This is a genomic window from Acetobacter orientalis (assembly GCF_000963965.1).
Classification (GTDB): domain Bacteria; phylum Pseudomonadota; class Alphaproteobacteria; order Acetobacterales; family Acetobacteraceae; genus Acetobacter; species Acetobacter orientalis.
Window position 1 is genome coordinate 1 of the sequence record NZ_BAMX01000040.1, and the last position, 1585, is coordinate 1585.

A 1585-nucleotide genomic window follows, 5' to 3' on the forward strand; every position below is an offset into this window, starting at 1 on the left:
GAAGAGCCTCGACGCCAAGAACAGACGCCAATGGGTGGCATACCAGAAACACCTCTACAGCGAGGAGAAGGCCCAAAACCCTCTAGGAAGCCCGTAGAGCCCATTTCAGGACCCTAGACATAGAAATCCACCTCCTACCCTTCAAATGGCCTGTAGAGGCATTCTGGGGGGCTCTTAAGGCTCATCCAGCCTCTATCCCCTTGAGCAAATCCGACGCCTCAAGTTCTGCTGTCGTTCCTGTTTTCGAGCGAGCGCGGAGCGGGAGCCCCGTAGGGCGCCCGTCAGGGCGTCGAAAATCGGCTGGGAACCGCCCTTTTTTATATCTTTTCTTTAGGTTTTTTATACACCGGGCAGATTCAGCCATTTTTCGGCGGAAAACCGCCAATCTTGCCTTGACAATAGTTCGCTACCAACGAACTAATGTTCGCTACCAACGAACTATTCGGATTCCACCATGGCCACTACCATCAAAAAGCTACGCCGCCAGGGACACTCCGTGGAGGACATCGAACTTGCCCGTCAGATCCAAGATGGAGCCCGCCAGCAGGGGGCTCCTGTCCGGTCGCTCTATGAGATCCTCAACGGCCTTCCGGCCCGTGCCCGCCCCTCTGCTCCGCCAGAAGATTTGACCGTCCGCCAGCTCCGCAAGCGTGGCGTCTACGGACAAGCAGCCATCCTCGTCGATCAGGCCGCCTTGACCGAGAAAAACACCGCAAAAGCACAGAAAGCCCGCGACGCATCCACCGCACTCAAGGAACTGGCGGAGCGCGAGCAGCTTGAATTCGACCTCTTCCGGGGGAACGTCATGACCGCCGATGAATACCACGACGCTATCCGCGCCCGCCTAATGGCCTCCAGAGCCACACCAGCCCGCCGCGCTATTGCCCTTGCCACTCTTCAGGAAATCAAGCGCTGGCTCGGCTGGCAGTCCTTCACCTGCACAAAAACTGCGGCCGATCTCTGCGATCTTCTCGGTTTTGATAAGGTTACTATGTCCGATACCCTCGCTCTACTTGAAGAAATCGGAGCCATTACCCGCGTTAAACGAGGCCGCATCAAAGACATCACCGTCACACCGGAAGGAGCATTCCGGGGCGACCTGATGAAACACGCTGACCAAGTGCGCCGCTACAAGTCCGAAGTCGTCGATCTGGCATCTCGTCGCTAACCTCTCCGTATGACCAGAAACCGCTTAAATCTGCGGTTTCTGGTTACCCTCTTCCTTGCAAAAGCATCGTTGACCAAAGGTCAACGTATATGCGAGCCATTCACTGTGTTCATGTCAGATTGCAGCCGGGAAAAGACGGCAATACGAAGCGCAAAATGCAGGAGCCCTGAATGGCAGATGGCGGTACAAACTTTCCGAATCTGATGGCTCTGTCTGACATCGTGGAGCGGTGGATTTACACGAAACAGGGTGTGCTCAAGCTCATGAGACAGGACAGTAGTTTCCCGAAAGAGGCGGCGACTGTCTGCGGAGGCAAGGTCCGGCTGTGGATGTCGGCCGACATCGAGGACTACGAACGGGATAAACCGTGGCTGAAGAGCCTCGACGCCAAGAACAGACGCCAATGGGTGGCATACC

Annotated in this window: 2 protein-coding genes; both read left to right on the top strand. The window is 56.1% G+C overall.

Annotated elements, in window-relative coordinates; all coding sequences use genetic code 11:
- Positions 1-454: 454 nt before the first annotated feature.
- On the top strand, positions 455-1168 hold the full coding sequence (locus tag Abor_RS12400) for a helix-turn-helix domain-containing protein (RefSeq protein ID WP_048842219.1): 714 nt from the start codon (positions 455-457) through the stop codon (positions 1166-1168).
- A gap of 170 nt (positions 1169-1338) precedes the next feature.
- On the top strand, positions 1339-1585 hold a 247-nt coding region (locus tag Abor_RS12405; RefSeq protein WP_048842220.1), incomplete at its 3' end, for a hypothetical protein.

Coding starts and splice junctions, on each gene's coding strand:
- Abor_RS12400 (WP_048842219.1), top strand. CDS start 455: ATGGCCACTACCATCAAAAAGCTACGCCGCCAGGGACACTCCGTGGAG.